The 23,582-nt window shown below is 36.7% G+C and carries 19 protein-coding genes; 11 read left to right on the forward strand and 8 right to left on the reverse strand.

Going from position 1 to position 23,582, the window contains the following annotated elements:
• Positions 1 to 7: 7 nt before the first annotated feature.
• Together C8N37_RS03625 and C8N37_RS03630 are read right to left on the reverse strand one after the other, a co-directional pair.
• Positions 8 to 1,846: a flavohemoglobin expression-modulating QEGLA motif protein gene (locus C8N37_RS03625; RefSeq protein ID WP_108157587.1), complete on the reverse strand. Its 1,839-nt coding sequence runs from the start codon at positions 1,844 to 1,846 to the stop codon at positions 8 to 10.
• Positions 1,833 to 2,618: an N-formylglutamate amidohydrolase gene (locus C8N37_RS03630; protein WP_108157588.1), complete on the reverse strand. Its 786-nt coding sequence runs from the start codon at positions 2,616 to 2,618 to the stop codon at positions 1,833 to 1,835. The genes C8N37_RS03625 and C8N37_RS03630 overlap by 14 nt, the downstream gene beginning before the upstream one ends.
• 125 nt (positions 2,619 to 2,743) lie before the next feature.
• Between C8N37_RS03630 and C8N37_RS03635 the strand changes: the two genes are divergently transcribed.
• The 5 genes from C8N37_RS03635 (at position 2,744) to C8N37_RS03655 (ending at position 9,551) form a co-directional block, all read left to right on the forward strand.
• Positions 2,744 to 3,760 (forward strand): ligase-associated DNA damage response exonuclease, encoded by a 1,017-nt coding sequence (locus C8N37_RS03635; protein WP_108157589.1) that lies wholly within the window; start codon positions 2,744 to 2,746, stop codon positions 3,758 to 3,760.
• A complete protein-coding gene (locus C8N37_RS03640; protein WP_108157590.1) occupies positions 3,757 to 5,355 on the forward strand; it encodes an ATP-dependent DNA ligase in 1,599 nt (532 codons plus the stop codon). The genes C8N37_RS03635 and C8N37_RS03640 overlap by 4 nt, the downstream gene beginning before the upstream one ends.
• A complete protein-coding gene (locus C8N37_RS03645; RefSeq protein WP_108157591.1) occupies positions 5,352 to 7,832 on the forward strand; it encodes a ligase-associated DNA damage response DEXH box helicase in 2,481 nt (826 codons plus the stop codon). Before C8N37_RS03640 ends, C8N37_RS03645 begins: the two co-directional genes overlap by 4 nt.
• A gap of 1 nt (position 7,833) precedes the next feature.
• Positions 7,834 to 8,484 (forward strand): ligase-associated DNA damage response endonuclease PdeM, encoded by a 651-nt coding sequence (gene pdeM, locus C8N37_RS03650; protein WP_108157592.1) that lies wholly within the window; start codon positions 7,834 to 7,836, stop codon positions 8,482 to 8,484.
• A gap of 296 nt (positions 8,485 to 8,780) precedes the next feature.
• On the forward strand, positions 8,781 to 9,551 hold the full coding sequence (locus C8N37_RS03655) for a hypothetical protein (RefSeq protein ID WP_146170985.1): 771 nt from the start codon (positions 8,781 to 8,783) through the stop codon (positions 9,549 to 9,551).
• A gap of 48 nt (positions 9,552 to 9,599) precedes the next feature.
• On the opposite strand, the gene C8N37_RS03660 is transcribed toward C8N37_RS03655, so the two are convergent.
• Genes C8N37_RS03660 through C8N37_RS03670 form a run of 3 tightly spaced genes read right to left on the reverse strand, consistent with a single transcriptional unit; the run spans position 9,600 to position 12,091 of the window.
• Complete coding sequence (locus tag C8N37_RS03660) at positions 9,600 to 10,184, reverse strand: NAD(P)H-dependent oxidoreductase (protein WP_108157594.1); 585 nt, start codon at positions 10,182 to 10,184, stop codon at positions 9,600 to 9,602.
• Positions 10,181 to 11,131, reverse strand: a complete 951-nt coding sequence (locus tag C8N37_RS03665) for an alpha/beta hydrolase (RefSeq protein WP_108157595.1) — start codon at positions 11,129 to 11,131, stop codon at positions 10,181 to 10,183. The genes C8N37_RS03660 and C8N37_RS03665 overlap by 4 nt, the downstream gene beginning before the upstream one ends.
• 12 nt (positions 11,132 to 11,143) lie before the next feature.
• Entirely contained in the window at positions 11,144 to 12,091 is a 948-nt protein-coding gene (locus C8N37_RS03670) for an NADP-dependent oxidoreductase (RefSeq protein WP_108157596.1), read from the reverse strand.
• Between the two features lie 83 nt (positions 12,092 to 12,174).
• Between C8N37_RS03670 and C8N37_RS03675 the strand changes: the two genes are divergently transcribed.
• Together C8N37_RS03675 and C8N37_RS03680 are read left to right on the forward strand one after the other, a co-directional pair.
• Positions 12,175 to 13,008 carry an AraC family transcriptional regulator gene (locus C8N37_RS03675; protein WP_186812842.1) on the forward strand — a complete coding sequence of 278 codons (834 nt, stop codon included), beginning with the start codon at positions 12,175 to 12,177 and terminating at the stop codon, positions 13,006 to 13,008.
• 217 nt (positions 13,009 to 13,225) lie between these two features.
• Positions 13,226 to 13,459, forward strand: a complete 234-nt coding sequence (locus C8N37_RS03680) for a hypothetical protein (RefSeq protein WP_108157597.1) — start codon at positions 13,226 to 13,228, stop codon at positions 13,457 to 13,459.
• A 98-nt stretch (positions 13,460 to 13,557) separates the two neighbouring features.
• Here C8N37_RS03680 and C8N37_RS03685 read toward each other — a convergent pair whose 3' ends face one another.
• A complete protein-coding gene (locus tag C8N37_RS03685) occupies positions 13,558 to 13,881 on the reverse strand; it encodes a bleomycin resistance protein (protein WP_244914329.1) in 324 nt (107 codons plus the stop codon).
• Between the two features lie 540 nt (positions 13,882 to 14,421).
• On the opposite strand from C8N37_RS03685, the gene C8N37_RS03690 reads away from it, so the two are divergent.
• Both C8N37_RS03690 and C8N37_RS03695 read left to right on the forward strand, forming a co-directional pair.
• Positions 14,422 to 16,728, forward strand: a complete 2,307-nt coding sequence (locus C8N37_RS03690) for a WG repeat-containing protein (protein WP_108157599.1) — start codon at positions 14,422 to 14,424, stop codon at positions 16,726 to 16,728.
• An 18-nt stretch (positions 16,729 to 16,746) separates the two neighbouring features.
• Positions 16,747 to 19,296 (forward strand): WG repeat-containing protein, encoded by a 2,550-nt coding sequence (locus C8N37_RS03695; protein WP_108157600.1) that lies wholly within the window; start codon positions 16,747 to 16,749, stop codon positions 19,294 to 19,296.
• Positions 19,297 to 19,368: 72 nt separating this feature from the next.
• Here the strand turns inward: C8N37_RS03695 and C8N37_RS03700 are convergent, their stop codons facing one another.
• Complete coding sequence (locus tag C8N37_RS03700) at positions 19,369 to 20,436, reverse strand: DUF6688 domain-containing protein (RefSeq protein ID WP_146170986.1); 1,068 nt, start codon at positions 20,434 to 20,436, stop codon at positions 19,369 to 19,371.
• Positions 20,437 to 20,712: 276 nt separating this feature from the next.
• Between C8N37_RS03700 and C8N37_RS03705 the strand changes: the two genes are divergently transcribed.
• Both C8N37_RS03705 and C8N37_RS03710 read left to right on the forward strand, forming a co-directional pair.
• Positions 20,713 to 21,105, forward strand: coding sequence for a hypothetical protein (locus C8N37_RS03705; RefSeq protein ID WP_108157602.1), 393 nt, complete (start codon positions 20,713 to 20,715; stop codon positions 21,103 to 21,105).
• 191 nt (positions 21,106 to 21,296) lie between these two features.
• Positions 21,297 to 22,712, forward strand: a complete 1,416-nt coding sequence (locus C8N37_RS03710; RefSeq protein WP_108157603.1) for an aminotransferase-like domain-containing protein — start codon at positions 21,297 to 21,299, stop codon at positions 22,710 to 22,712.
• Between the two features lie 34 nt (positions 22,713 to 22,746).
• Here the strand turns inward: C8N37_RS03710 and C8N37_RS03715 are convergent, their stop codons facing one another.
• Complete coding sequence (locus tag C8N37_RS03715; RefSeq protein WP_108157604.1) at positions 22,747 to 23,574, reverse strand: aminotransferase class IV; 828 nt, start codon at positions 23,572 to 23,574, stop codon at positions 22,747 to 22,749.
• Between the last annotated feature and the right edge of the window lie 8 nt (positions 23,575 to 23,582).

The following is a 23,582-nucleotide window of genomic DNA, read 5'->3' on the forward strand; positions in this document are numbered from 1 at the left end:
TATGATATTAATGGTTTGAAAGGTTGAAAATATTGTCTCCTGATTTAATTCTATCTAAATTGTGTAAATAAGGTTCGTCTAGATAGCGCGGTTTCAAGATGGGATTATTTAATAATCCCCGTTGTGTTAATTCTTCTACGATTGGAATATAATCTTCTCGTATTTTTCCAATAAGGAGAGGGGATAAATCTCTTCCTTCTCGGATGTAGGTAATGATGCTCATCAGACCTTTGAGGTAAAGAGCATCTTTTGTAAATCCCCCACCGCGATATACGCGCGTACAGATATGAAAGGATATTTCTTCTGTGAAATGATAACGATCGACCAATAGGAAGAATGTATCGCTAAAATTATGACCTGCTAACATATGATGAACGGCAACAACACGAGCAGCAATAATACGGAGACGGTCACCACTAAGTTCATTGACCATATATTCCGAAAATACAGCAAGCCCTTCTTGCAATTGCTCATAGCCCGGTACACCTAGACTGAATAATTTGAAAGGCTGCGCTTTACCATTGAAATAGGTGACGATGTGTGTTCCGACTTCGTGCTGAATTAATGCGATAGCTCTTGAAGCTTCGATTTCATAATCTTTACTGATATTGAGTACACCACGGTTGACCATAATACCCGTAATATCATCTCGAATCCGTACACCTGTTTCTAAAGAAGGCATCTGTTGTCTCAAGTAATGGAGTTCCTCTTTCGCTAATTTAGCGAATTCGGTAGCATTGATCATTTTCTTAGGAGCAACGGGCTTATTTTCGTTGTGCTCATAGACCATTAAAATGGCGCGCGCTGTTTCTAGCAAATGGTCATTTACATTGCCAAAGACTTGTAAACTACCATGCAAAAAACCTTCATTTCCGCGATCAATGAGCATCGTCATCATCGCATCCAACTCTTTTCTTTTATCTCTAAAAAGGTAAGCGATTGTTGGATCATCAATATCCTCGATCCGAAGATTGTATAAATTTCGTTTCACCAATTCTGGATCTACAGGCATGGGTCTGTACCTAAATTTAGGTGTTTTTAAAAATTTATCTTTTTTAAATTGAATCCAAGCTTCACGCGCATTTAATGGACTCACTAATAATAAAAAATCAAATTTTTGACTTTCTACAGCTAATTCTTGATCAATTTCTAATACGAGCGGCTGAAGTTCCGTTGTGCTTAACATACGGAACTGGGAAACTTTCAGAGAAGTATAAAGACGAACAAATTCTAAAAAGCTCTTGCGTAGACTTTTCGTTAAAACATCTCTGTAATTTCGCAAAATAAGCGGATAGGCTTTTCCAGAATTTTCATCGAGATAATGCGGTTTTATAGCTATTCCAGCATAGAGCAATTGTTTAAATTCTTCCGCCAAAGGATTGATAACCGGTACTGTTCCAGGGGGACTTGGTGACTTCGTATCCTTTTTAATATCAATGGACAAAGCCATATTCTGCTCATTAGTTTTAAAATCTTTAATAAACTTTTGAGCAATAGTCAAAGCAGATTTTTGCGAAATATAAATAGATACATCGCTTTCCATTTGCTTATCTTGCCAGATTTCAATGAGTTGACAAGCCCCAAATTCATCTATCATTTGTCTGATGATAGGGGTTACGACCGCAGTAAAATCCAAATCAGACTCTTTGCCGACTAAAGAGCATGTTTCTGATTTTGCCAAATTGGATATCATCTGATCTTTCCCTTCAATAGGAATACGATAAATTAATAATAACGGGCTGATGCGTTTAAGAACGAGTTTACTGTCTTTTGAAAACTGGATGTGAACGGGTTCTTTTTGTATGATGGATGTAACTGCTTTTGCGATTGCTTTACTTTGATCCATAGTGATTTTGATAGCTTTTTTTAATAAAGGATACAGAAGAATGTAAGATTTTTCTCAACGATTCGATGTGGTCAAGGTGAGGTATACCATTCCATTCATTCATAAAATCTTTACGAAACTCAATCGATAAAACACAACCTTTTTGACCATATTTACTTGTAATCCATTTGGATAGGTAACCTCCCGAAAACTTCACATTTTCGCGAGCATCAATAGGTTGATCTTGAATACGGTGATCCTTCAGATATTTTATAAAGGAGTCGATTAATGGTCTCCAAATTCCCTTGTTATTAAGTGTTCCAATATTTATTTGGGGATTAGCCTCGGTATCCACTATTTCATCAGGTCCTAGACGTTTTGCATTATAACTATGGATATCGTAAATAATAAAATACCCATATTTTTGAATACTATTTTCGATAACCAATGATAATATTTTTTGAATATAATGATAAGAACGTTGTAGTTCTGCTAGCATCATTTTAGTGGGTTCCTCTTTCCATACTTGGAGTCCCCAAGCCTGATCAGGATGTAAATAAACGGCATCCTGTATGGATCGATTTAGATCCACTTGAAATCTGGAGGTGTTAACGATCAGCCGGTTGGTGTCTATATCCGTTAACATCCCTGTGAAGGGGTCTTCCTCCCTCAATCTTTCAGATTCGGAGAGATTCATGATAGGCGTAAGTTGATCTGCAAGTTGGTGTCCGTCGTGAATGGCCAACGCAAAGATTGGTCCACCTTTTTCTTCTAATACATATTGTATGTCCATATTGTTTTTCGCTTAAAAATAAGTAGATCGTACATAGATTAAACAATTTGGAAGGCAAATAGTTTGATTAACATGCAATCGTGATGCGGTGTAAACTAATTACTGGCATCCTTGTTATTAAGAATATGGCGTTAATAAGTTTTACTAATCGAGGTATTTATTGCAAACAGGGAGATTTTTATATCGACCCTTGGTTGCCAGTAGACTATGCTGTCACTACACATGGTCATGCCGATCACGTGCGTTGGGGTAATAAATATTACCTATGCCACCATTTTACAAAAGCGATTATCAAGTGCCGCATAAGTGCCGATCTGATTGTCGAATCATTAGAATATGGAGAGACTGTCGTGCGAAATGGAGTGGAAATATCCTTTCACCCAGCAGGTCACGTGATTGGATCCGCACAAGTTCGATTGGCCTACAAAGGGGAGATTTGTGTTATTTCGGGAGATTATAAGGTTGAATATGATGGAGTCAGCACAGCTTTTGAACCGATCAAATGCCATACATTTGTTTCAGAAAGCACTTTTGGGCTGCCTACATACAACTGGTTGGCACAGAATATCATCTTTGACGATATTAAAAAATGGGCTATTCAAAATAAAGAAAACCATAAAACAACCGTGCTCATTGCTTATAGTTTAGGCAAAGCACAACGCTTATTACAAAATTTAGCAGGCGATCTTCCCATCTATGTGCACAACAGTATTGGTCGATTAAATGAAGCTATTGAACATGCAGGAGTGCCATTAGCCGCATATCAAACCATAACTCCAGAATTGAGTAAGGACGAGTTACAGGGAGGTATTTTGATCGTGCCCCCAGTCATGCGCGATAGCAAGTGGATCAAGAGTTTACAGTCAGCAGCTGTTGGTGTCTGTTCAGGATGGATGCAGGTGCGTAGTCACAGAAGGTGGCAGAGTGCTGATGCTGGATTTGCATTAAGTGATCATGCAGACTGGCGTGGTCTGATTACAGCAATCAAAGCTACTGAAGCCGAACAAATATATGTGACGCATGGATTTACATCGGTGTTTGCTCGATATTTATCCGAACAAGGCATAGCTGCCCAAGCCGTAGCTACGCAGTTTGGTCAAGAAGATGACGATGTTGCAGCAGAAAAGGAGGTCATAATTTGAAAAAATTCAGCAGGTTAATTTCCAAGCTTGAACAAAGCAACAAAACCAATGATAAACTATCTGCATTGGTAGATTATTTTTCAGAAGCAGATGATGCTGATAAAATTTGGGTGATTGCCTTATTTACGGGTAAAAAGCCTAAAAGAACCATCAATACCAAGTTATTGAAAGAGTGGATTATCAAAATCACGGGTTTACCTACTTGGCTTTTTGTGGAAAGTTATCATAATGTGGGGGATCTAAGCGAAACCATTGCACTGCTTTTACCACCCTCTACATCCGAATCTGATATTCCTTTACATCAATGGATCTTGGAGCTGAAGGGACTGGTTCGTAGTAGTGACCAAGAAAAAAAAGAATTTGTATTAAATGCCTGGCAAAAATTGAATACTCAAGAACGGTTTGTATTTAATAAATTGATTTCAGGGAATTTTAGAATAGGAATATCGACCAAAAATTTAATTCATGCTTTGGCAAAATTAACTGGTTTAGATATCAACCATATTACGCACAGTATCATGGGGAAGTGGGATCCTGAACAGATTACCTTTACCGATTTAATAAACGGTTCACATGTTAATACAGATAGTTCTTGGCCCTATCCTTTTTGTCTAGCACATCCAATTGATGTGCCTGTGCATGAGCTTGGACCTCCATTGGATTGGCAGGCGGAGTGGAAATGGGATGGTATCAGAGGACAAATTATTAAACGAAATGACGAATTGTTTATCTGGTCCCGAGGCGAAGAATTGGTTACCGATCAATTTCCTGAATTGCATATTGCCTTATTGGGTCTTCCCAATGGTACGGTTATCGATGGAGAAATATTAGCTGTTCGCGATGGTGAAGTATTATCATTTAGTACCTTGCAACAGCGTCTGAATAGAAAGATAATTTATAAAAAACAATTGGAAGAAGCGCCTATTGCTTTTTACGCATATGATGTACTCGAATTTGGTGGAATAGATTATAGAAATGAGCCTCTTCATACAAGAAGAGCTATATTGGAACAATTATTACCTATAGAAAATATCATACTCACTGCACCAATTGTGTTATTTGATTCGTGGGAAGAATTAGTGGAAGAAAGAAAGCAATCTCGTGAATTGAATAGTGAAGGGATTATGTTAAAACATAAAGATTCTCTTTACCATAATGGTCGAAAACGGGGGGATTGGTGGAAATGGAAAATAGAACCTTTTACGATCGATGTCGTCATGATTTATGCTCAAAAAGGGAGTGGAAGAAGAGCTAATTTTTTCACAGATTATACTTTTGCTGTGCGTGACGGAGATCAATTTATCACAATTGCCAAAGCGTACTCTGGTCTTACTGATAAAGAAATCAAAGAGGTAAATAGTTTTGTTGTGAAAAATGCGATTGAAAAATTTGGACCAGTACGTACGGTTAAACCAGAATTGGTATTTGAAATTGCATTTGAAGGTATAGCAGTCAGTAAACGTCATAAAGCCGGACTTGCGTTAAGATTTCCCCGTATTGTTCGTTGGAGAAGGGATAAAAAAGTCGCTGATATCAACACACTAGAAGATTTGCAAATGCTATTACAATCCACTTTGAGAGCTAGTGAAAGATGAAAAAAACAATGGGTTATCAACACGTTTTAAAGTGGCTTAAAACAAGTAAAAGAAAGCCATTTCCATTTCAAGAAAAAACATGGGAATCCTATTTGCAAGGTTATAGTGGTGTGGTCAATGCCCCCACAGGCTTTGGAAAAACGTATTCTGTATTTTTAGCTCCTATTATTGCCTATCTCAATGAAGAACATGGTCAATCCAAGAAAAAGAAAAAACTTGGACTCCGCATGATCTGGATAACACCCTTACGTTCCTTAGCAAAAGATTTGGCGCGCGCAATGGAAGAAACCTTGTTAGAGCTTAATATCGACTGGACAGTGGGTGTACGTAACGGCGATACATCCGTATCAGATCGACAAAAACAAAAACGTGCTATGCCGCAGGTATTACTGATTACACCAGAGAGCCTACATTTGCTCTTAGCACAAAAAAATACAGACCATCTATTTGATGACCTCACTTGTATAGTCGCAGATGAGTGGCATGAGTTATTGGGTACAAAGCGTGGTGTATTGGTCGAATTGGCTTTGTCCAGAATTAAAGGAATAATTCGATCGAGAACGGATAGAACACTTCGTATTTGGGGTATTTCTGCAACAATCGGTAATTTAGAAGAGGCTTTGGAAGTGTTGCAGCCCGACCATATGGTTCCAAAAATAATTGTCAAAGCAGATGCCGAAAAGAAAATCCGGATACAATCCATTATTCCAGATACCATCGAAATGCTTCCCTGGGCAGGGCATTTGGGCATAAAATTGGCAGATAAATTAATTCCAATCATCAAAAAAAGTAAAACCACGTTAGTCTTTACCAACACGCGAAGTCAGGCGGAAATCTGGTTTCAACATTTATTGAAGATTCATCCAGACTTTGCTGGTCAGATGGCTATACACCATGGATCCATTGATTTTGAGTTGCGCAATTGGATTGAGGATGCGCTGCATACCGGTATTTTAAAAGTCGTGATCTGCACCTCTTCTCTCGATTTGGGCGTCGATTTTAAACCTGTAGATACCGTAGTCCAAGTGGGATCTCCAAAAGGGGTGGCGCGTTTTTTACAGCGTGCCGGACGTAGTGGGCATTCACCCTTTGAAACGTCAAAAATTTATTTTATGCCCACGCACGCTCTTGAATTGCTTGAAGTTGCTGCAATAAAAACGGCAGCTAAGACACAACAGATTGAAAGACGTGAACCCTTTATTTTACCTTTTGATGTCCTGATTCAATACTTGGTCACCTTAGCCGTCGGAGATGGGTTTGACGATAAAATAGTTTTTGATGAGGTAAAAAATACTTTTGCATTTTCAGAATTATTGGCAGAAGAATTTGCTTGGTGTATGCAGTTTATTACCCAAGGAGGCAATAGTTTACAGGCTTATCCCGAATTTCATAAAGTAGTTTTAGATGAAGAGGACGGCCTCTGGAAAGTAACGAGTAGACAGATTGCCATGCGCCATCGTTTACATATTGGTACCATCGTGAGCGATGCGATGCTAAAAGTAAAGTTTTTGACAGGCGGATATATTGGGATGATTGAAGAATATTTTGTTTCCAAGCTAAAACCCGGGGACCGTTTTAATTTAGCAGGACGAAGTTTAGAATTTGTCATGGTCCGAGATATGCTGGTTCTTGTGAGAAGGAGTAATCATAAAAAAACGATAACGCCAAGTTGGATGGGGGGGCGGCTGCCATTAAGCTCTAATTTGGGAGCGATACTACGTAAAAAATATAGCCAAGTACTGACTGAAAATCATGAAGAAGAAGAGTTGACCGTAATAAAACCATTGTTTGAATTGCAAGAATCGATTACGCATGTACCATTGGAGCATGAGTTTTTGGTAGAATTGATCAAAACCAAAGAAGGGTACCATCTTTTTGCATACCCCTTTGAAGGAAGATTGGTCCATGAAGTCATGGCCGCATTGGTAGCTTATCGGATTTCAAAATTAATGCCCATTACATTTTCGATTGCGATGAATGACTATGGTTTTGAATTGTTGAGTGATCAAGAAATCCCAATGGATGATGCGATTGTCTATGAAGTTTTTTCACCTGATAATTTGAGTGAAGATATCAATGCCAGTATCAATGGGACAGAAATGGCCAAAAGAAAGTTTAGAGATATTGCCTGTATTTCAGGGCTGGTATTTCAAGGTTATCCAGGTAAATATTTAAAAAATAAACAGATTCAATCTTCTTCTTCTTTATTTTTTGATGTATTTGAGTCTTATGATTCAAAAAATCTATTACTTAGACAAGCTTATGATGAAAATTTTCATTATCAGCTTGAAGAACCGAGATTATTGCGAGCTTTACAGAGAATTCAGCAGAGTACTATTGTACTAAAGTCGGCAGAGCGTTTCACCCCTTTTTCTTTTCCAATTAAAGTTGATAGTATGCGTGAGAGTATGAGTTCTGAAGAATTAGAGGCACGAATAGAAAGAATGAAGGCAGAGGTATTTAAAAATTTAGATTGAGATGATTCGCATTATAAAAAGAGGAATTGAGCTCATTCTTGATCAGGAGCGAGCGTTGTATATTCCTTATTATCAATTGCTTGTTATTAGTGATTTTCATTTGGGTAAGTCGGGACATTTTAGGAAAGAGGGCCTACAAATTCCTAGGCAAGTATCCGAAACCGATATTACGCGTCTTGATCATCTCGTAGCGATGTACAATCCAAAAACGTTATTGGTAACGGGTGATATGTTTCATCATCATCATAATATGGATTTAGAGGAATTTCGGATATGGAGGATAGAAAATAAAACATTGGAAATTATTTTGGTGAAAGGCAATCATGATAAGCTGGCCAGTATTTTTTATGAACAATTAGCGATTAAACTTTTTTCAATCTACTATGAAATAGGTGATTTTTGCTTTGTTCATGAGCAAAAAGATGCCCCTGATCACGGTAAATATATTTTTTCGGGACATATTCACCCAGGCATATTATTGAAGGGGCCAGCAAGACAACGGTTAAAATTGCCTTGTTTTGTTTTTGATGATAACACCGCTTTATTACCCGCATTTAGTTTGTTTACCGGTTTGTATTTAATTCAAGCTAAAACAGGTCAGGAGGTATTTGCCATAACAGCAAATCGAGTTACAGCTGTTGCAACATTTTAATATTTATGTTTATGAAAACATTTTTCGTTCTTGCATTTATTTGTATTTCAAACAGGCTGAATAGTTTGTTACAGAGTAGGGATGAGGTGAGTAGGGGATAACAATCGAAATTCATTTTGTCTTTTATCAATTGAATAGGCTGTTCATGGAAAGTTTCATTCATTTTTAAAAGATTCTCCAGATCAACTTTGGAAAAAAAAAGGTTAGTAATTTTTGAAAAAAAACACTTAACATCTGAGTTATCAGAAATTAAAATTAAATTTAGGTAAAGCAATAAAAATTAGAAATAGAAAAATATGAAAAAGCTGATTATATTATCCTGTGTCGTATTCACCATGCTAAGCTGTAGAAACAAAGATGCGAAAAAAGCTGATGCTCACGAGGTTAAATCTGAGATGCCTCAGCAAACCAGTACGGCACTTGATTTAGGGTGCTATGTCTTTAATGATGGCAAAAATAAAGTTTCCTTAGAAATTACTGAAAGTGGAGCAGAAGTGAAAGGAAATTTAAGCTATGCTTTTGCTGAAAAGGACAAGAATACAGGAACTTTTATTGGTCAATTGAAAGACGGGGTGTTAGTCGCAAATTATACCTTTCAATCCGAAGGATTAGAGTCGGTTAGACAAGTAGCATTTCAAGTCCAAAAAGATACGCTTATGGAAGGTTACGGTGATATGAATGCTGATGGTACGACCTTTAAGGATGTCAACAGGTTAACATTTTCTTCTGATATGCCATTAGTTAAAACAGATTGCGATGAGCAGAAAAATGCATGTTTATATCAAGATGGAAAAGTATATTCTGTACTAGAGCAAAACTGTTTAACCTTGGCATCCTTTAAAACTAAATTAAATCCTTTAAAAGATGGCGCTCGAGTGGAAGGAAATCCTACCTATCTCATTTTTAATGCGGACAATTCGAAAGCCGAAATTTTTTTACCAAATTCCGATAAAGGAATTGTGTTAGAAAAATCAAGTGAAGGCAATTGGGATTCAAAACAATATAAATTATTTGCCTGGAAAGGATTTGTCTTACAAGAAAAGGGCGTAGCCATATATGGTGGATAGGAGTGTCAACTCCTTCCACTTAACTATAATAAAGGTCTTTCAAGTGCCTTATTTTTCAGCATCGATCATCGCCAAATTTGCGATCTTGATGAGCCAATTGATGCGATCATTTTCATCCAACTCATACAGAGGTCCAATAAAATTATTTTCTATAGCAGATACTCCACAGTATTCTAAAATTCCTGTTTTCAACTGAATAAGTCCACTTGAACCATATTCTTTTTCATAACTATCCAGAGATACGTCACCCGCTGTGGTGATGACTCGTCCTGTCTTGTTCTGTAATAATCCTTCACTGATTCCATTTTTATTGCTTTTAAAAGTAAGGCCAGGAAGAAATGCTCTGTCAAAGAAGCCCTTCATAATAGCCGGCATCCCCAGCCACCACATGGGATGTATCCATACTTGATGATTACTCCAGTGGATATCTTCAAGAGCTTTTACCAAATCAGGTTCCAAATCCATCCTTTTCCGATAACCAAATTGCAAGTTTGGATTGAAATCCAATTCCCCTATGGCGAGGTATCGAACTTCAGCGCCAGCTTCTTGTGCCGATTGGATATAGGTTTGAGCAATAGCACTGTTAAAACTTTCTCTGTCCGGATGTCCATTGACTACTATTATTTTTTTCATTTATCTTGATTTACTGTTTTTGTTAATACATTCAATAATCGGTCATAAAATGCATCTGATAGCGAACTCTCGAAAAAATCAAACGCATGCACCGCTCCTTGTATTTCGATAAGCTCCGTCGATACAGCTGCTTGTCGTAATTTCTCGGCATACATTTTCCCCTCATCTTTAAGCGGATCAAATTCGCAGACCACTACCGTAGCATCGGGAAGTTGATTGAAATTTTCTTCAAGTAGCGGCACCGCATAGGCAGGCCGTTGATCCATATGGGGTAGATAATGTTTCCACATCCATTTCGCGGCATTTTTGGTTTGCATAGGTGCATCCGCCAATGATTCCATTGAAGCTGTGTTGAGCAAATGACTCATCGCAGGATAAAGTAAAAGCTGATGTCTGATTTTTATTTCTTGTTTATCCCGTGCCAAATGGGTGATGGAGGCCGCAATTGTGGCTCCAGCACTGCTGCCTCCAATGAGGACACGATTCGGATCTCCACCAAGGTTAGAAGAGTACTGAGCGAGCCATTTTAAACTATCATATCCATCTTCCATAGCTGCAGGAAATGGGTGTTCGGGAGCTAATCGATAATCGACAGAAACAATCATTAAGTCCACATCCGAAGCCAATCGAAAGAATATAAAATCATACTGTTCGGGAGTTCCATAGATAAAAGCACCACCATGAAAATATACTAAGACGGGCAAATTGCTTTTATCCTTTGATCTGTAAATTCTTAAACGGATATTTCTCCCTTTGTCAGAAGATGGTATATACCTATTTCGAACGTCGAGGTCGTGTGGTATAATGGCATCTGGTTCCAATAGGGACACCTGCATTTCTTGATCTCTAATTTTTTGGGGATTATGCTGCAGTAAATTTTCATAATCGATCTCTCCATAAGCACTATGCGAAATTGCGGCTAAAAGCTCCTGATCTATTGTGTTCATTTCTCTTGCTTTTTATAATTTAACAACGACTTTTCCTACGGTTCTTCCAGTTTCAATTTGTACATGTGCTTTTGCCATTTCATCAAAATTGAACACGTGAGCAATATGAGGTTTTAGTATTCCCGATTCCAACAAGCCAGCGATACGCTGCATATCTCTACTGCTACTGTAGACGGACATAAAATAACAAGCATGAAGCTGTTTTTCCTGCGCCTTTAATTCATCATCTTTACTATGGCCAGAGGGCAGGGTGACAATTGAACCAAATGGTTTCAATACTTGTACTGATTTTTGAAAATTTGCGCCACCGACCGATTCGAGGACAAAATCTATATCCGAAAGAACTTCTTCAAAAGCCGTTTTTTGGTAATCAATATGTTCATCTGCTCCCAATTGGATGATAAAATCTCGGTTAGATGCCGAAGAAGTTGTGATGACGTAAGCTTGGAGATACTTCGCGATCTGTACAGCAAAATGACCTACACCACCTGATGCGGCATGGATAAGAACCCGATCATGGGGTCTTAGTTTTCCGTAGGAATGAAATGCTTGCCAAGCTGTCAATGCAGCTAAAGGGCTTGCCGCAGCTTCAATATGACTAATTTTTTGCGGTTTTCGTGCAAGATGCCCTTCAGGAGCCGCTACATATTCCGCATACGCTCTGCCATGACCGACAAAGTTGATCAGACCAAAAACTTCATCTCCAATTTGAAAATTGGTAACCGCATCTCCAATTTCAACAATGACTCCCGAAATATCCCAACCTAAAATTAGAGGATCATATTTTGATAACATGTCAGCAAGTGGAGCATCACAACTTCTAACTTTGACATCGACAGGATTGATACCGATCGCCTTCACCTGGATCAGCACCTCATCAGGTTTGATGTTGGGTTTTTCAATATTCTTTTCAATAAGATGTTCAACACCGCCAAATTTTTCCAATACAATTGCTTTCATATATTATTCTTGAACAACAAAAATAGACTGAAAAAAGCATTGAATACAGGTACATATAAGTGTTATTTGGGTATCTTTGCATCATGGCAAAAGAAAATATCTATCAATCCCTTGAAGTTTTTTATGAAAACGTAACCGTATGTCCGCTGCGTGACAGACAATTTAATTTCTTTGAGCTGGTGTATGTTATTTCTGGCAAAGGAAAACACAGTGTCAATGGAAATAAATTTGACTATTTCCCAGGAGACTTATTTCTTATTACACCAAATGATTGCCATGGGTTTGATTTGGAGGGAAATAATGAGTTTATGGTCGTACGTTTCGGAGAAAGTTATATAAAAGAATATCAATGGAAAAGCATCGATCACATCGAATGTCTTTTATATTATGCTTCTCATTTATCAGGTTCTATTTTAGTCAATAATGATGATAAACATATGGTCAATTCGTTGATTCAGAGTTTGCAACAGGCATGCAGTCACCAATCCCTTTACAATGAAGATTTGACCAGACATCTGGTCAATGCTATTATCGTTATCGCAGCGCGAAATATAGCCATCAATAAACCTCAGGAACTTACTCCTAATGCGGATAGGCGTACACTACAGATATTAGATTATATCCAAGCATACATACGACAACCCGAGCTCCTTACCATCGCTGTAATTGCTGCGAAATTTGGATTTTCGCCAACCTATCTAAGCAGCTATTTCCGCAAAGAATGCAACGAGTCTCTACAGCAGTATATCTCTTCCTATCGGATTCGCTTGATCGAACATCGATTGCGGTTTAGTGATAAAAGAGTGCATGAAATCGCAGATGAATTTGGATTTGCTGATGAAAGTCATATCAATAAGTTCTTTAAGCGTCATCATGGTATCAGTCTAAAAAAATATCGGGAAGCATCCCTTTCCTAAAAGCAATTGGACGCAGCTTCATTTTGATTAAGCTTCATGAGCTGATGATCTGTATACGAATGGATGGGTTCGAACACCTGGAGCGTGAATTTCAAAATAGAGCACATCCCGCTAATACTTTGGTTTTACGATCCAGTTACCTCTTTTATCATTATCTTTTACGTTAATTGTCTAAATTGTTTTAGTCTTTGTATCTTTGTCCCATAAATATAATAACATGCCAAGAGAAACAAAAAAAGGGCTATATCAAGGAATAATCGAGCAAGACGAAAAAGGTAATTACTATTGTGGACCATATTTATTGGACTATCAATTGGTAGAAGATCAGTTTAGATTAGGAGATAAAGTTAGTCTAAAAAAAATAATTGGTAATTCCAGTAGAAAAAGTTTTGATGATTATCCTCAAAAATCAATCAAGTTTTCACTAGTGGGAGAAGACCACGAAGGTTAATCACAAACTTATACCAGTCAGTATTTAATTTTATACATGCTGACTGGTATATTAGCTTTTGAAGAATAATAGATCTGATTGACTTGATGTGGATTAAGTTAAATCTGCTGTCCAAAAGTAAGTAAATTGTTATCGGGATCGAGCAAAGAAAATTCTTTTTGTCCCCAAGGCTTTACCGCTAAATGACCATTTGGATGTATCGGAATGTGGTTATCCAATAAGGTCTGGTAAACAGCATCTATATCATCCGTCCTAATATATACCTGACCATAGTTTTCTTTAGGATCAAGATCTGTAAACTTAAAAAAATGAATCTGGATCTGATCCTTATAGACCATTAAATAATCCTCAAATTCATTTCCGAAAGTTTGAAAACCGAGTTTGTTGATGTAATAGTCAGCTGTTATCTGCCTATCTCTCATGGGTAACTTTGGGTTTATTTCTAGTAGCATATTAAAATTCAGTTTAAGTTTTTCAAGAATTCTAAATTTTTTAGAATAGGTTGTTCATGATTGAATGGCGAAAGCATTTTATGCTGCTTTGTACTAAAATGTAAATTCAAGATTTAAAAAGGCTTTCTAATCGTACAAATAGTATCTGAAAATTTCTTGCGATGCCCTTATTGATGTTCAGTACCTTATACGTAAAAATAACAATTTATTTTCAATCAACGAGGGAGTACCTATTTTTATTATTTTAACATGGATTTCATTTCTTAAACCTAATTTTTATTTCCATTGAGGATTATGACCAATAAATGTTCTATTTTTTAGCTCATAATAGGAGTCCAAGCATAATGATAGGGTTGATTATAGGAACATGTTGCTGAAAACATGAGCGCTTTGAGACATGAAGTAACGGATGGACATTCAATTGGATCAAATATTTAGCCTAAAACTAGCGGTATTCAGGGAGATATTCACAACATTATAATTAAGATATTTGAGAAAATCTTGAGGTTCATGAAACATCTTCTTCCTATCTTCTTTCTGCTATTACCTTTTTTTGGATATTCACAAACTGTTCAGATCGTAGAATCAATGGGCTTTGAGCGGTCCATTTCACCACTAATCAAAGTTAAAAAAGAAAAGAAGGATTTTTTTTATCATTTAGCAGGCAATCATTGGATAGATGATGTAGAAGAGCACGCGGCAGATTTATTTGTTGTGATTAAGGATGGTTATTATGGAGTGCTACACGAAGATGGAGATCTGATTGTTCCTATAGCGTATGATGAGATCGAACTTGCTACATCTTATGATGGACAGTGGCATAAGGGAAAGCAATACGATTATAAATACCTTGTGCTAAAAAAGAATGGAAAGACTGGAGTTGCTGATGAAAAGGGCAAAATTATTGTTCCGGTCCAATTTCAGAAAGCTGAAGTAATTAATAAAAATATTATTGGTGTTGCTGATGATCATCTGTGGGGATGGGTTTCCGCTCTTAATGGTCAAATTTTGCAAAGACCTCAATATGAGTATATAACAAGTTTCTTGTCTGATGAGTTTGTGGAGATACGCACACACGATAAAAGTGGGTTGGCCAAGATAAATGGTGAGCTCATCGTACCTGTCGAGTATGATAGTCATCTTCAGTACATCAAAGGGGATGGACAGACCTATATTAAGGGGAAAAAAGGTACACAACTTGATCTCATGGATACCAATGGCAACGTATTGCTTTCTGGATATACGGATTATAAAATCATTGATGGTTCTAAATGGTTGATTTTTAAACAGGGAAATCATTATGGTGTTGTTGATCCAATTTCCAAAAAAGTAATCATAAAAAATGAATTTGAACAGCTGGATTCATTTATTAGAAACCTTGGAATAGCAAAAAAAGCAAGTGGTTATGGCGTTATTGATATCAACGGTAAGACAATTTTGCCTTTTGAGTATGAGGAGATCCGCGTATTAGCTGCCAATGGGAATCATAAATACAGTTCCAGTCCAGTGATCGGGATGTCTGATCTTATTTTTGACGCAAATATAACGGAACAAGTCAGGCAAAGATTAGCTTATGAAGTCCAGATTGAGCAAGCTCCATATTTTTTTGAAGTGACTAAAAATGGAAAAACAGGTATCTGTAACTGGGATGGAAAAACCATTATTCCATTGGGGAAATATCAGAACATCAAGTTGCACTATTATAACGGGAAGACTTTTTTCTTAGTCGGATCTAATCAAAACTCAGGAATCGTATATGAAAATGGAATGGAAATCTTACCGGTGCACTATAGTTTCGATGATGGTTACCAATATTCAGCATCGGGAATAGAAGATCAATTTGATATATCGCAACGTTTTATCACATTTTCAGATGGAAAAGCGGGCGAACATCATGCTTTAAAAATAGGTTTGTTTGATTTGGAGACTAAGAAAGTATTGATCTCTCCGCATGAACAACAAATCACGATCTTTAATAAGGATCTTATTCTTGTCCGCAAATTAGTTTCTAATTATCAGTACCAGTTTTGGATCTATCATATTGGACAGGATAAGATCCGTACATTCGACAATACGGTCACAGATATACGTTTAGTAAACGACCATTTCTTATTGGTTGAACATCACGATAAATCTTTGCAATTAACCGACACGGATGGAAAATTGGTGTATTCGAATACCAATTGGACATCCGATGGTAGTTACGATTTGATCCGCTTTCCCAATTATAAAAAATATCCGAATGGTAGATTTTATCATGGCTTAAAAAAGATATATGCCAAAGAAGGAAATCTTTTTATCGATACCGTGGGAAATGAAAAACGCTTTGAAGAGTACGATCAAGTCGATGATTTTTATGAAGGTTATGCCATAGCAGCTAAAAAAATCATCGATAAAGAAAATTACTCAGGCTTTAAATATCAGCGCGGAATGATTGACTTAAAAGGCAACATCGTAGTTCCTTTTGAATATGAACAGGTATTGACCACTGGTAAAGAATCTGACATATTGATCTTCAGTAAACTGAATCAGCAGATCATGGTCAGACGTGATGGGCAGATTATACTCGGTCCTGGATATCAGGATCTCGAAGTTGGTGGTGCATATCTGAATTTTACTTTTGCAAAAGGCGATAAGTATGGACTGGCTGATTGGTCAGGTAAAATTTTGGTAGAACCATTGTATGATGAGATCCGTCGAAATTATGAAGGTGAAGATAAAACATGGCCGCTGTTGGTAAAGGAAGGAGAATGGTATTATTTTGTTGGTAAAGACGGACAGAAATATGCTATAAAATCAAAAGAGAAACGGTACTAATCTCTAAAAATAATTTTTATGATATTATTCTTAATTAATAGCGCACAGAGTACCTGGAATTTGAAGCTTTTTTTATTCCATTTTGCTTTATTCTTTGGCTTAGTATTTTCAGCCCAAGCACAGACCGAGTTATATCAGTTTGGACAGGAGGGGAGGCGTATGGCACCTTTTAGAAATGGATTTGCAAAAATAATAGATAAGGATAATACGTACTATATAGATACCCTTGGAAATAGCCTTATACTGGCAGAAGAAACCTCCATTGAGTTTAACGATACCTATGCAATAGAAGATTATAAACGGGAGTTGGCAGCCCATCCACAGCTATTTCCCAAAACTGTACTAAAATATTTAAAAGACAAAAAAATGGGTATCATATCTCCCAAAGGTGATGTTTTGCTTGAAGCAGAGTATGATGATATAGATATTCAATTTCGTGATTTTTGGAAAATAAAACGTGATGGTAAAGTAAGTTTATTATTTGTTGATAAAACGCAATTGCCTTTTTTTGATGAAATTGGTTACTTGGATGGTGATTATTTTGACGTCAAACAACATGGGAAATGGTACTTATTTAGTCGGTCGCACAATAAAATAATGACTAAAAATGGTTACGATGGCTTTGATTATTGTGGAGGTTGTGGTCATCGTCAGTCTTATCTTTATGCACAAAAAAATGGAAAATGGGGTGTTATAGATTGGAATGAGCATATCTTGGTTCCGTTTGAGTATGAGCATCATCACCTGGGTATGCGCAGTGATAACTGGATTTCTTCCTTTTCAAAAGGAGGTAAGTCGCTTGTTATACATATTCCTACGAAAAAGGAATTTGTCGATACTGAACTCTTAATGGGATTACTGATTGCCAAAAAAAACAATCTTTACGGCGCATATGGTCAAGATGGTGAGTTGAAAATTCCGTTTGAATTTGAACGTATTGAACTTCCTAATGATAATTCTTTTAACGGTTACTACGGAGAATATCTCATTACGACAAAACAACATAAAAAAGGAGTGGTAGACTTGAAGGGAACCGTAATATTACCTAACATATACGATGAGGTCAAAGTATACGATGATTATTTAGTTACTAAGAAGCAACAGATCACCTCCCTTTTAAACCCGAATCGACAGGTCGTTTTTAAAATAGAACATGGTGATATAACACATGTCAATGACTATTTTTACTCATCGGGGAGCCATGGATTAGCTATTTTTAAAATCAAGAAAAGAGCTTTTTATGGATTGTACATTCCACAAACAAATACTTTTATAGATCCTCAATATTACCATATCCAATTTTTTGATTTTAAAAATCCAGACCGTCAAAAAAAATACCTGATTGCCGAGAAAAATAAATTGTTCAGTTTTTTTGATACAAACGGTCAATTGTTATTAAGTGATGTAGAAGGAATTTCTGAGTTATACCATGGACCTGAACATATAATCGCCTTTATAAAGAATGGGAAAACTGGCCTATATGATCTGGATTTGAACAAGGAGATGATTCCGGCTATTTACGAAAGTATCGATATCTTAAATTTAGGAAAACAAGATTATATTAAAGCGAATATGCATATTCCTGAAAATGAAAGAATTGATGAGTTTGATACTCAAATCAGTCATTTATTTGACCTAAAAGGTACAAAAGTAGTAGGAGCGGATATCAAGCAGATCGATACCATCGATAGCAAAAGATCTCTGGTAAAGATTAGAAACGGTAATAAAATGAGCTATCTTTTAATGAATCTGGAAAATTTAAAAGGTGAAGAACTAAATTATCATGCTGTGTATCGCATGAATTCAGCTCAGGTTTTACTGGTGTCCGAAGATGATAAAATAGGAAAGCTCTATGATATGACGTCTCATCAGGAGCTGAAAGGATCATATAGCCTAACATTTGTAAAACAAGGGTACTTACCTCAGAATTCAGGTAAGGAGACCGTCATTATGCCATATAAAAATGGTATGGCTTTGATACATAATGAAAACGGCTATGGATATATCAATGAAGAAGGTCGAATCGTTGTCGCTCCGCAATATGTATGGGCTTTTGATTTTGTAGGAAATGCTGCTCTAGTATGCCAATCCGAAAATTCGGATCCGAGAGCATTAATGTTTAAAATGGGGCTTATCAATAAAAAGGGAACCATCATATTCCCTTTGGAATATGATCTGACCAATTCGAGATTAAACCATCAAGAATCTTTCTTCCTTGATCATGCTGTCATATTACCAAAAGTAAATGGCTATGATCAATATTATGGTCTTGGGGATTTGCATAGCGGTAAGCTACTGCTTCCCGTTGAATATACCCAAATCCGATCTATTCAGAATGGACAATATCTCCTTCTTCAAAAAAATAATAAATTTGGGATATCAGATGTTCAAGGTAAGATTATTATCCCAGTGGAGTTGGAAGAAATTCTATTTGATGCACCATCATATTTTAATACTCATACAGATACTTCCCCAGATATTTTTCCTCTACTCGTTTATCGAAATAATACCTGGAGATATATATTAAAAAATGGAGATTTGCTCCCTTTTCATTTAGGAGCAAAGTAGGTTCAACCCCAACACCCTATTTATTTTATAAAGTTTTGGATCTCTTTGTCGTTTTCTATTTAATTTACTGATCTAGCTTTGATATTGCCTGGCAATTTTTTCTTCAGGTTTTTCACTATACAAGTACAGACATAAGAGGAAAAAATATTCTAAGGGTTTCATTAATCTATATACCAAGTTTGATCTTTGCACGGTTGTGACCTTTTTAGACAAAGGGTAACCGTATTTATCGTACAACCCTCTTATGATTTTATGTGCCGCAGGCCAACTTTCCCAGATTAATTCTTCAAAAGCATTTGCAATGAGCAACTGTCTGTTTACAACGATTTCAAGCCCATGTCTTTTTCCTAAACGCAGTGGTTTTACGACTTTGGGATCACCACATATGGCAACAGTACATAAATAATGCCCTCGATGATCTAAAAATGGAGGATGAGTTTTTGTTGAAAAATTCCAGGTTGTAGTTTCCGTAAATACTTTTGATATCGAATCAGCTTCCTGTCCAAATAACATCAGGATAGCCACTATCATTATACATATAGGTAACAGCAAAATAATAACATACAAGGGTTGATGAGCTGTATGAGCCATCTTTTGATTCAGGTAATTGAGAAACTTATTACGATAAGTTTTATTCGAAGCTTCCGTTGCCTCTTCAGCAATGACTTTGTAAATTAAAGTTATAGCCGTTATGATGTTGGTGACAGGTAAAAAGCCAAACAACCAAGCATCGTAAAATTGCGTGTTAGAGGAAATCTGTAATAATACAAAAAAACTAATTATGATGCCAAGGACGACAAAAATCAATGTTAGTACAAATAACAAAGGGGGTAGTGATCTCCCTTTTAACCAGAGTTTTATCGATCCAAAAAGAGCTGTTCCAAATAAGAAAATGAGGGTTAAACTATGTTCCGAAGCAAATGGAGAATAACCATTGTCAACGATATCTATCGCTTCTGTGTGATGTGATCCGTACATCATCAACCCAAAACAGAATAAAAGGGATGATAAGCATAAAGCAACAATAAATATATACTCCACAATTTTTGTAGGAGTACTAACCTGTTGTCGAATTTGCCTATAAATCAAATAGCCGATTACTGGAACTGATAGTATAGATAGTATAATAAGGATTTCCATTAGTTTTGCAGTAAATTATTTTTAAATTTAGTTTGTACAATGAATTTATGGTGTAAATTTCCGTTTATATCTTAATGTTAAATGTCCTATTTTATGATAAAGACCTCCTATTTATACCTTAAAAATACAGTTTTTCGAATCAAGAATTAAAAGAGATTAGCATTCGTATTAAAATTGGCAATATATATTTATTGTACCCCTAAAAAATTGTGTTTCTGTATCTGTATCCCATACATATCGTTCTTTAAATTTGCCGTTCACGAATATGATATGAGCATGAAAGTCAACAATTTTGAAGATTTTAAATTAGAAAATTTATATCTATCTGAACTCCGTTCTGTTGTTTCTTTATATAAGCAACTTGTTAATCAAAATTCATCTAGCGAGCATGTAAATTCGGTAGAAGAGTTAACCATAGACTTTGGGTTACCGTTAGCTGTTTTACTAGAAGCTAAACAGGTTGTTGGTTATGCAGCAGCAATTGTCAATCCCTATCATCAAGTGGAAATAAATTGTATTTTCTTCGATGAGATCCATCGACATGAATTTCAAGACGCATTAATTGCAAAAGCAAAAAATAATTTTAATCAGGCATTTGAGGATGGCGAACAGCAACTTCTTAGATTGACATCAGCTATTGAGCGGCTTATTTACTGGTTGAATCTTTAAATGTTGTTTGTAACTTTAAAAAGCAGTTCTAATTGCGCATTCATGGATGGATTGGATTTTTTAAAATTGATCATTGGAGCTCTAAAAATGATTACATTGGAGGTTTGGTATCCCATGTTAACGTATAATCAAATCGATCTTGAAGAACATAGCATCACTAAAGAATATATTGTTATCATATAGTTAAAGCCATGAAGAAGGAAGTCTTATATGTAAAGATTGCAAGCATTATTGAAGAACAGATCGTCAATGGTACGTTAAAACTGGGAGAAAAACTTCCTTCTATACGTACCGTACAGAAGATGTATCATGTGAGTATCAATACCGTTAAACAAGCTTTTCTCGAATTGGAGAGCAAATCGCTGATCAACTCTAGACCACGCCTTGGTTATTATGTCAGTAAAACTTCACAACGAAGATTTTCTCTTCCATCTGTGGGCATGTTGTCGTCATCAGATGGCGAAAAGCAGCCTGAAGATCTTATCGATAAAGTTTATAATTCCTTAAAAAATAAAGAGGTCACTCAATTTTCCCTTGGTGTTCCGGCGCAAAGTATGCTTCCTATTGCCAAGCTTAATAAAGGAGTGATCCATATGATTCGGAAACTTGATGATGGAGGGACAAGTTATGAACCTGCTCAAGGAAGTGTCAATCTGAGGAGAAGTGTTGCCAAATGGAGTATGGAATTTGAAGGGCAGCTTACGGAAGATGACTTAGTAACGACATCTGGTGCTATGAATGCCATTTTTAACTGTTTGCTTGCTGTCACAAAACCAGGCGATACCATAGCGATTGAAACTCCGGTGTATTTTGGAACGATACAGGTTGCTAAATCTTTGGGTTTACAGGTCATTGAGATACCTGCACATCCGCTTACTGGCATTGATATGGATGCATTAAGAAAGTATCTGCCACGTATAAATGTGTGTTGTTTTACAGCAAATTTTAGCAACCCATTAGGAAGCTTGATGCCAGAAGATCATAAAATACAATTGGTTAAATTACTCACCGAGCATAATATTCCATTAATTGAAGATGATCTTTATGGCAATCTATACTTTGGAGCCACTAGACCAAAGCCTTGTAAAGCGTATGATGAAGAGGGAATAGTCATGTGGTGTGGCTCTTTTTCCAAAACATTAGCACCAGGTTATCGAGTAGGCTGGGTTGCTCCCGGAAAGTTTAAGAGTAAGATCATTCGTCAGAAACTTCTACAGACGATTTCTACCCCTATACTCTATCAAGAAGTGATAGCCGATTTTATGGAGCACGGCAGGTATGACCATCACCTGCATCAGTTTAGAAACAAACTCTACGCAAATTGCCTCCAATATCAACAGGCTATCGAGGAATATTTTCCTGACAATACTAAAATAGGTCAGCCACAAGGAGGCTTTGTGCTTTGGCTTGAGTTAGATAAAAGAGTTGATACCGCAGCATTATATGATACCGCTATGCGTCATCAAATTAGCTTTGCTCCCGGTAGAATGTTTACCCTCCAAGATCGTTATCACAACTGTATGCGACTCAACTTTGCTTTAGGTTGGAACGAAAGGATTTATGCTGATTTGAAATGTTTAGGCAAAATTGTCAAAAATGCCTTTTGATTGATCAGTAATCAATTACGTTGCTGTAAACTTGTTATTGTTTATAAATCAAATCTTGTAAAAGCTCTTGCAACTGTTTGGTGATAGGGCCAGCTTGTGGAGCAAAATCTTGATAACCCAGCAGCGATGTGACGGGAGTAATATTTTTAGTGGTCGAACTTATAAAAGCTTCCGCGGCATTTTCCATATCGGAGATGCTAATATCTCGTACTTCTACTTCCATGATATTTTTTGCTAAATCAATGATTTTCTTGCGCGTAATACCTTGAAGGACATCTTCCGCTGCGGTCAATAACTTTCCCTCATGACTGATCAAAAAGAAATTGGCACGAGGACATTCTGATATAAAGCCATTTTGCATATAGACCACATCGTCAGCACCTTTTGATTTTGCTACTTTTAAAGCTTGTATCCCCATGACATAGTCGATGGATTTGACCTGACTAAAGGGACGATGATAGGTAAAAGGAAGTAGCTTTAATCCTTTCTCTTCCAAAATGACATTTCTTTTTAATGGTTGTTGGCTGATAATGAAGTTGGGTTCTGCTATGCTATAGCCATCGGGACTATAGCCACCAGTCAATAGCAGCTTAATCCCAGAGTCCGGCATATTGTTGGCTTGTATCAACGTATCTATGCATGTTTTGATTGCCTCCCGAGCATAATTAACAGGAAGATCCATGAGATATGCAGATTGATAAAAACGATCCAGATTATCTTCCAAAAATATAGGGAGTCCATTTACCGTTTTGAAAAAATCAAAGATACCGTATCCGCGAACGATAGCTAGATCACTGATGGCGAGTTGAGCTTCATTTTCCGAAATGAGTTTTCCGTTAAAAATAACATAGGGAGTTTGCATATCCTTTT

It is taken from the genome of Sphingobacterium faecium (assembly GCF_003054045.1).
Taxonomy (GTDB): Bacteria; Bacteroidota; Bacteroidia; order Sphingobacteriales; family Sphingobacteriaceae; genus Sphingobacterium; species Sphingobacterium faecium.

Bases quoted from the DNA above. Each gene is read 5' to 3' on its own strand.
- C8N37_RS03690 (WP_108157599.1), top strand. From the start codon at position 14,422: ATGAAACATCTTCTTCCTATCTTCTTTCTGCTATTACCTTTTTTTGGA.
- C8N37_RS03695 (WP_108157600.1), top strand. From the start codon at position 16,747: ATGATATTATTCTTAATTAATAGCGCACAGAGTACCTGGAATTTGAAG.
- C8N37_RS03680 (WP_108157597.1), top strand. From the start codon at position 13,226: ATGCCAAGAGAAACAAAAAAAGGGCTATATCAAGGAATAATCGAGCAA.
- pdeM (WP_108157592.1), top strand. From the start codon at position 7,834: ATGATTCGCATTATAAAAAGAGGAATTGAGCTCATTCTTGATCAGGAG.
- C8N37_RS03700 (WP_146170986.1), bottom strand. From the start codon at position 20,436: ATGGAAATCCTTATTATACTATCTATACTATCAGTTCCAGTAATCGGC.
- C8N37_RS03710 (WP_108157603.1), top strand. From the start codon at position 21,297: ATGAAGAAGGAAGTCTTATATGTAAAGATTGCAAGCATTATTGAAGAA.
- C8N37_RS03645 (WP_108157591.1), top strand. From the start codon at position 5,352: ATGAAAAAAACAATGGGTTATCAACACGTTTTAAAGTGGCTTAAAACA.
- C8N37_RS03625 (WP_108157587.1), bottom strand. From the start codon at position 1,846: ATGGATCAAAGTAAAGCAATCGCAAAAGCAGTTACATCCATCATACAA.
- C8N37_RS03685 (WP_244914329.1), bottom strand. From the start codon at position 13,881: ATGAGAGATAGGCAGATAACAGCTGACTATTACATCAACAAACTCGGT.
- C8N37_RS03630 (WP_108157588.1), bottom strand. From the start codon at position 2,618: ATGGACATACAATATGTATTAGAAGAAAAAGGTGGACCAATCTTTGCG.
- C8N37_RS03675 (WP_186812842.1), top strand. From the start codon at position 12,175: ATGGCAAAAGAAAATATCTATCAATCCCTTGAAGTTTTTTATGAAAAC.
- C8N37_RS03670 (WP_108157596.1), bottom strand. From the start codon at position 12,091: ATGAAAGCAATTGTATTGGAAAAATTTGGCGGTGTTGAACATCTTATT.
- C8N37_RS03665 (WP_108157595.1), bottom strand. From the start codon at position 11,131: ATGAACACAATAGATCAGGAGCTTTTAGCCGCAATTTCGCATAGTGCT.
- C8N37_RS03635 (WP_108157589.1), top strand. From the start codon at position 2,744: ATGGCGTTAATAAGTTTTACTAATCGAGGTATTTATTGCAAACAGGGA.
- C8N37_RS03715 (WP_108157604.1), bottom strand. From the start codon at position 23,574: ATGCAAACTCCCTATGTTATTTTTAACGGAAAACTCATTTCGGAAAAT.
- C8N37_RS03655 (WP_146170985.1), top strand. From the start codon at position 8,781: ATGAAAAAGCTGATTATATTATCCTGTGTCGTATTCACCATGCTAAGC.
- C8N37_RS03705 (WP_108157602.1), top strand. From the start codon at position 20,713: ATGAAAGTCAACAATTTTGAAGATTTTAAATTAGAAAATTTATATCTA.
- C8N37_RS03660 (WP_108157594.1), bottom strand. From the start codon at position 10,184: ATGAAAAAAATAATAGTAGTCAATGGACATCCGGACAGAGAAAGTTTT.